Origin of the sequence: Sulfurovum sp. bin170 (assembly GCF_010892395.1) — a bacterium.
Classification (GTDB): domain Bacteria; phylum Campylobacterota; class Campylobacteria; order Campylobacterales; family Sulfurovaceae; genus UBA1140.
Genome location: NZ_JAACKB010000027.1, coordinates 1 through 7461 on the forward strand (window position 1 = coordinate 1; position 7461 = coordinate 7461).

At 35.9% G+C, this 7461-nt stretch carries 6 protein-coding genes; all 6 read left to right on the top strand.

Going from position 1 to position 7461, the window contains the following annotated elements:
• Positions 1-2214: ribonucleoside-diphosphate reductase subunit alpha (locus GSY74_RS00690; protein ID WP_164663180.1), on the top strand; the 2214-nt coding region annotated here is incomplete at its 5' end.
• Entirely contained in the window at positions 2205-2645 is a 441-nt protein-coding gene (locus GSY74_RS00695; RefSeq protein ID WP_370518750.1) for a DUF523 domain-containing protein, read from the top strand. The genes GSY74_RS00690 and GSY74_RS00695, both read left to right, overlap by 10 nt.
• A 24-nt stretch (positions 2646-2669) precedes the next feature.
• A complete protein-coding gene (locus GSY74_RS00700) occupies positions 2670-3866 on the top strand; it encodes a glutamate mutase L (protein WP_164663181.1) in 1197 nt (398 codons plus the stop codon).
• Positions 3853-5412, top strand: coding sequence for an AMP-binding protein (locus GSY74_RS00705; protein WP_164663182.1), 1560 nt, complete (start codon positions 3853-3855; stop codon positions 5410-5412). Before GSY74_RS00700 ends, GSY74_RS00705 begins: the two co-directional genes overlap by 14 nt.
• Positions 5413-5665: 253 nt before the next feature.
• Entirely contained in the window at positions 5666-7132 is a 1467-nt protein-coding gene (locus tag GSY74_RS00710) for an NAD(P)/FAD-dependent oxidoreductase (RefSeq protein ID WP_164663183.1), read from the top strand.
• Between the two features lie 140 nt (positions 7133-7272).
• Entirely contained in the window at positions 7273-7440 is a 168-nt protein-coding gene (locus GSY74_RS10745) for a hypothetical protein (protein WP_188108683.1), read from the top strand.
• Positions 7441-7461 lie beyond the last annotated feature (21 nt).

The window sequence follows — 7461 nt, forward strand, 5'->3', positions numbered from 1 at the left end:
ATTGATAGAAAAGGTTATGTTCGAACAACTCTTGGAAAAAAATCTATACCTTTACATAGATTATTAGTAGAGAGTTTCTTTGATTTACCAAAAGATATAGATTTTACAATTGACCATATTGATGATAATAAATTAAATAACTCTTTGGATAACTTCAAAATTATATCTAATGAGGAGAATATTTCAAAAGGTTGGACTCAAACAAAAGATAAAAGAATTGAAATGTCAAGAGTAAGAAAACATCTATCTCATAACTTCAGATTAAAAGGTGACAGAAGAGACACAGAAGAGATAAATATTTTTAAAATAATCATGAAAACTATACCTATCTCAGAAGTTAGAATAGGTGATTTAGTAGAGAGTTTTAATATTGAATTAGATAAGGTTCAATACAAAAAAGTTGAAGCAGTTCATGAACTAGAGGTCAAAAAAGAGAATCAGATAAAAATATCTTTTAAAGATGGATATATTGTAACTTCAAAATGGCATCCTATGGCAGTAAAAGGTGTGAATGGATATTTTTATAAAAGAAGTGATGAGTTAGAAATAGGTGAACTTGGAGTAAATCACAGAGGAGAAGTTGATAAAATATTATTTATAGATAGTAATCCTAAAATTTCAGAAGAGTATATGGATTTGACTGTACAAGGGACAAATAATTATTTTGCTTCTACAGATAAGTCCGATAATTTTTATTTGACACATAACACAAGAAAGGGGGCGATAGCCGTATATATCGAACCTTGGCACATAGATGTAAAAGATTTCCTCGACCTAAAAAAGAACTCTGGAGAGGAGCGAAGACGAGCTCACGACCTCTTTCCTGCATTGTGGCTCAATGATATATTTATGAAAAGAGTTCAAGAGGACGCTCTTTGGACGCTATTTGACCCTTATGAAGTACGAGAGTTAACAGAACTTTATGGCGATGAGTTTACCAAAAGATATTTGGAACTTGAAAAGAGTGAGGGGATAACTAAGAGTATTATTTCTGCTAAAGGATTATGGAAAGATATTTTGCGAAGTTACTTTGAGACTGGGAATCCTTTCTTGACCTTTAAAGATTCAGCTAATAGGGCTAATCCTAATAAACATAATGGAATGATACGAAGTAGTAACTTATGTACAGAAATTTTTCAGAATACATCCCCAAATTATTACAAAATAAAAGTAACTTACAGCGATAAAAGTATAGACATTTTTGAAGAAGAGGAACTCATAACAGTAGATAGTGGAATGACAAAACCAGCCAAAAAAATCACAGCCCTCGACTCCATAGGTGATAAACAGGTATGGATGGTAGACAAAGAGATGACAGATGGAGATACAGCAGTATGTAATCTAGCATCTATAAACCTCTCTAAAGTCAATACAAAAGAGGATATAGCTAGAGTAGTACCCATAGCTATTAGAATGCTTGATAATGTCATAGACCTAAATTTTTATCCTCTAGCAAAAGTCAAAAAGACCAATGAGAAATCAAGAGCTATCGGTCTAGGCGTAATGGGTGAAGCACAGATGTTAGCAGAGTCCAAGATAATGTGGGGTTCGGATGAACATTTCCTAAAGATAGATGAAGTGATGGAGTCGGTAAGCTACTTTGCTATCAAATCATCATCTGATTTAGCAGTCGAGAAGGGTATCTATCCAACATTTAAAGGCTCCGAGTGGAGTCAAGGTATATTCCCTATTGATAATGCTAACAAGGAGGCGTGTAAATTAGTTGACCGTGGTGGTCTCTTTGGATACACTCATGATTGGCAAGAACTAAAAGAGAAGGTCAAAGTAGATGGTATGCGAAATGGCTATCTTATGGCTGTTGCTCCAACATCTTCTATCTCCATCTTGACAGGAACAACCCAAGCTATAGAGCCTGTATATAAACGAAAATGGTTTGAAGAGAATCTGTCAGGTATGATTCCTGTGGTTGTTCCAAATCTCTCTCCTGAAACTTGGGAGTATTACACTCCAAGTTATGACCTCAACCAAAATATATTGGTAAAAGCAGGAGCCATTCGTCAAAAATGGATAGACCAAGGGCAATCGCTCAATATCTTCTTGTCTCTTGATAAGGCTAGTGGGAAGTATCTTAATGAGATTTATATGAATGCTTGGAAGTATGGGTTGAAATCTACCTATTATCTGAGAAGTCAATCTCCTGAGGCTATGAGTGATGTAGAGGATAGAAGTCAGGAGTGCGTAGGGTGTCAATAGAGAAACTACTAATCAGCTCATGTCTAATGGGTGAAAATGTAAAGTACAATGGCAAAAATAATCTTATAGATTTAGCTCAACTTAGAGAACAATATGAGTTGATACCATTTTGTCCAGAGGTAGCAGGTGGGCTTCCTACTCCAAGACTTCCTAGTGAAATAGTTAGTTTCACTCCTCTGAAACTTATAAACAATAAGGGGAAAGATGTCACTCATAATTTTATTATAGGTGCCAAAAAGACAGTGAATCTCGTAAAAAAAGAGGGAATAACAAAAGCTCTTCTTAAAGCCAACTCTCCATCTTGTTCATCTGCTTTTGTCTATGATGGAAGTTTTGAAAGGCAGTTGGTTAAAGGCAAGGGGATTACTACACTGTTTTTAAGAGAGATTGGGGTTGAGGTGTTTGATGAAAACAGTAACTTTTGGTTATAATCTGTTTTTAGGAGACAGCACCATATGAACCAACTACAAATAGATATAGGAAGTACCTACTTCAAAACAAACGACAATGGAAAGATAAATCAATATTTTAGAAATTTTGATATTTCTATCCACCAAGACCTAGTGAACAACTGTTCTCAAATCCTCTCAAAGTACCAAAAAGAGGAGGTCTCCATCTGTAGCTCTGCTAATGGTGGGCTTAGTACACTTATTATTGGAGTCACTTCACTCTTTAGCCTAAAGTATGCTACCAATATCGCTTTTAACTCTGGAATAAATATTATTGATACTATTTTGTATTCTAAAATAGATGAAGCAGTAGCTCCAGCAGAGACCATAAATGTGGTGATTGTAGTTGGTGGGATTGATGGGGTAGAGTCTAAGTTTGATGAGAAACTTATAGCCTATCTCAAAGATGTGAACTATCAAAATATTGTATATGTTGGAAATATTGAAGGTCAGAAATTTTTAGATGAAAATATAGAAAATCTGATGATACTTCAAAATATAATAGATGATAAGCTTCATATTAGAGAAGATGAACTAAAAGCCTATCTAACCAATCTATATCAGGCAGATATTACAGGTAAAGAGGATATAAAAGAGCTTTATAAATTTACCTCAAATCAGATATACTCAACACCCTATATTGTAAACAATGCTCTGCCTAAACTCAAAACTCTTTTTGATGTAGCTGACCCATTTATTGTGATAGATATTGGTGGGGCTACTACAGATATTCACTATAGTACTGATTTGGTGGATAATAAAAACATCTTGACAGGTAGTGGTTTTGATAGGTTGGTGTTTAAGAAGCTTGGGGTATTTAAATCTCGAGAGAGTTTGGTATTTGGGGCTAAGAGTAATGAGTTTGTCTATGAGTTGCTTGATTATCTTGGAGTAAATGAGCATATACTTGATGACTCTAGTGACAAGGCAACTGTTACACTGATGCAACTGGCTATATTTTTAGTCCTCTATCAGGTATCTAACCACCACAATGACTATGTGAGTCTAAAATTAGAGATTCTAAATAGTATTGTGCTTACAGGTGGGGTATCCAAGGTTTTGAGTGATGAGGATATAGATAAAATTATTAGCTTTTTTTATAAGAAAATATTGAACTACAGAGAGACTCCAAATGTTATAACCGATAGAAATTATGAGATTTGGACTTTAGGAATTGAGGAGATTCATAATGTCAGCCAATAGTATTAGAGAGCTATTAGAGATAGCAAATCAGCAAAGTCCTGATAAAATTGCACTCATAGAGAATGGGAAAAGATACAGTTACCGTGAGCTATTTACAAAAGTAAACCAACTAGCGAACTATTTTAGACAACTAGAACTAGGGCAGGGGAGTAGGGTAGGTATCTACTCAAATAAGAGTTCAGAACAGGTTATAGCTATCTTGGCTCTGCTCTCTACAGAGTATATTATTGTGCCTATTACTCGGTTTTTGAAGCCTGAGCAGGTAAAATATATTGTAAAAGATGCCTCTATAGAGACTATTATTACCGACAGAACCAAGATTAAAAATATTGAGAAGATGGGGTTTGAGGGTAGAGTTATTACATTTGAACCACTTCAAGATGAGTTGGTCTCTTTTAGAGAAATCTATAAATGTTTTAACTCAAAACAGCAAAATAGTATAGAAAATAACTCCTCTGCTGTTATCACTTATAGTTTTGGAAGTGATGGTTCTCAAAAGGGTATTGTTATGAGTCATCAAAACCTCGTAGATGGTGCTAGAGTGGTCTCTAAATATTTAGAATTGCAAGGCAGTGATGTTATATCTGGAATGCTCTCATTTAATCTTGATTATGGACTCAATCAGATATTTTGTTCGCTATACAACCAAGCAACTTTGGCTCTACATAAATTTATCCTACCAAGTGATTTTTTTGCACATCTACTTAGAGATAGAGTAACGGTTCTAGCTCTTATGCCTGTACATATATCAAAAATGTTTGACGAAGACCCTCATAGACTTCCTACCTCTAGTCAACTTGACCATATACGAGTTATCACATCATCAGGTGGAAATATTACCCCAGAGATGGTAAAAAAGGTAGATAACTACTACAAACCTGCCAAATTCTACTCTATGCATGGACTCACAGAGGCTCTGCGTTCTACCTATCTTGAACCATCACAGATTCACATACGACCAACCTCTATTGGAAAAGCTATTCCCGAAGTTGAAATATATATTATCAATGAAGATGGTGAAGAGTGTAAAACCAATGAGGTCGGTGAACTTATTCACAGGGGATGCTGTATCTACAAAGGATACTGGAATAGTGAAAAAGAGACTAAAAAAAGATTTAAAAATATCTCTATTTTGGCCAAATTAATAGAGATAAACAATCCTAATGAGATAGTAATAGCTACTGGTGATTTTGTATATAGAGATGAAGATGGATATATCTATCTTGTTGATAGAAAAGATGATATGATAAAAACCAATGGCTATAGAGTTAGCCCAAAAGAGATAGAGGGTGTAGTCTATCAAAATTTCAAAACTATTAAAGAGTGTGCCGTCTTTGGCATACCAAATAGAGATATTGAGGAGGAGATTGTCTTGGTTTATAGTGCAAAAACAAAAATGCCTAAAAATGAGATACTCTTTGAGCTAAAAAAACATCTAGCTACCTATATGATGCCTACTATTATCGAGTATAGAGCGTCGTTGCCCCTGAACGCTTCACATCATGAGACAGTAGACAAATCTCTTCTAAAGAATAATTTTAAATAGGAGAGAGAATCTCACTCCTCCTATTCAAATAAATTGGAGTAATCCAACCTATTTAAACAGATAAAAATACAATACAACTTATAAAAATTGTAATAAAAACTTACCCTTATAACTCTCATAATTATAAATTATTCTTATGAGTATTTATCTATAATATTTATTATTTTTATTAAAAATTTATAATTTTAACTTTAATTTAAAACGATTCCTCTTATAATTGATGTAGAAAAAACCAATTTAACAAAGGAAAGCTATGGCACGATTAGTAATTATGGGTGGTGGTGTATCAGGACATACAGCTGCATCATTTGCAAGAAAATGGCTAGGAAAAGAGCATGAGGTAGTTGTTGTTACCCCAAACAGTAACTGGAACTGGATTCCATCAAATATCTGGGTTGGTGTTGGACAGATGTCAAAAGAGGAGGTTATCTTCCCTCTAGCACCTGTTTATGAAAAAGCAGGTATCGACTATAGACAAGCCAAAGCAGTCTCTATCAATCCAGAAGGAAATGCTGATAGTGATGCTCCTTTTATTACTATAGAGTACACAGGTCAAGGTAAAGAGGGTCAATCAGATGAGTTGGCTTATGACTATCTTATCAATGCAACTGGACCAAAACTGAACTTTGGTGCAACACCAGGTCTTGGTGAGGGTACAAACCTTGGTGAGCATACAGTATCTGTATGTACAGCAGACCACGCAGAACACGCATCAGAAGAGCTTCAAAAGTGTATAGAAAAGATGAAATCTGGTCAAAAACAACGATTCCTTATCGGTACAGGTCATGGTATGTGTACTTGTCAAGGTGCTGCTTTTGAGTATATCTTTAACATCGAACATGAGCTTAAGAAGTCTGGTGCAAGAGATATGGCAGAGATTACATTTATCACCAATGAGTCGTTCTTAGGTGACTTTGGTATGGGTGGTATTCACTTCAATATGGGTGGATTTGCAACTTCAAGTAAAGTATTTGCAGAGTCACTCTATGCAGAGAGAGGAATGGATTGGATTTTAGGAGCTCATGTTAACAAAGTTGAAAAAGGTAAAGTAACCTATGAGTCACTTGATGGAACAATGGATGAGCAGGAGTTTGATTTTGCTATGTTGATTCCACCATTTGCAGGAGTTGGGATTAAAGCTTATGCCAAAGATGGCTCTGACATTACAGACACTATCTTCGCTCCAAATGGATTTATGAAAGTTGATGCTAACTATAATGCTGGTGCGTATGAGAACTGGAAAGCTTCTGACTGGCCAAGCACACTTCAAAATCCAACTTATGGAAATATTTTTGCTGTAGGTATTGCATTTGCTCCTCCACACCCAATCTCAAAGCCAATGAAGTCACCAAATGGTACACCAATCAACCCAACACCACCAAGAACAGGAATGCCAAGTGCAATGATGGGTAGAGCCGTAGCAAACTCAATTTGTGATATGATAAAAGGTGCGAAAGAGCCAACTCATACAGCCAATATGGCAGAGATGGGTGCAGCGTGTGTAGCATCATCAGGGAAAGGTCTCTTTACAGGAACAGCTGCTGCTATGACGGTATTCCCAATCGTACCTGACTTTGAGAAGTATCCAGGTGTTGGTAGAGATATGAATGGAACAACAGGTGAGCTAGGTCTGGCCGCTCACTGGGTTAAACATATTCTTCACCATGTATTTATCTGGAAAGCAAAACTTAAGCCAGGTTGGCAACTAATTCCTGAATAGGCTTGGAACCGATAGCTTTAGCTTCGTCTTTTGACTCGTTCCCATCCGTCCTCGGTGGGATACGCATATGAGACTCTCGTATACACTCCCACGCAGGAGCGATGGGAGCGAGTCATAACTAATAATATAAAGGAGAAAAAATGGCATCAAAACATGTAAACCATATCGAACCATACAGCCCACAATTTGGAACAATGATTCCACTAGGAACACAAAAATTTATGAGAACTTGCGTCATCTGGCAAATCGTTAGATTTATAGCAATAAATATTAGAATGACTATTCTTATCTTAAAGTCACACCACTAGCAAAACTCCTTGGAATCGGAG

What these genes read in the sequence shown, in the direction of transcription:
- GSY74_RS00700 (WP_164663181.1), top strand. Translation starts at nt 2,670, where the DNA reads ATGAACCAACTACAAATAGATATAGGAAGTACCTACTTCAAAACAAAC.
- GSY74_RS00705 (WP_164663182.1), top strand. Translation starts at nt 3,853, where the DNA reads ATGTCAGCCAATAGTATTAGAGAGCTATTAGAGATAGCAAATCAGCAA.
- GSY74_RS00710 (WP_164663183.1), top strand. Translation starts at nt 5,666, where the DNA reads ATGGCACGATTAGTAATTATGGGTGGTGGTGTATCAGGACATACAGCT.
- GSY74_RS10745 (WP_188108683.1), top strand. Translation starts at nt 7,273, where the DNA reads ATGGCATCAAAACATGTAAACCATATCGAACCATACAGCCCACAATTT.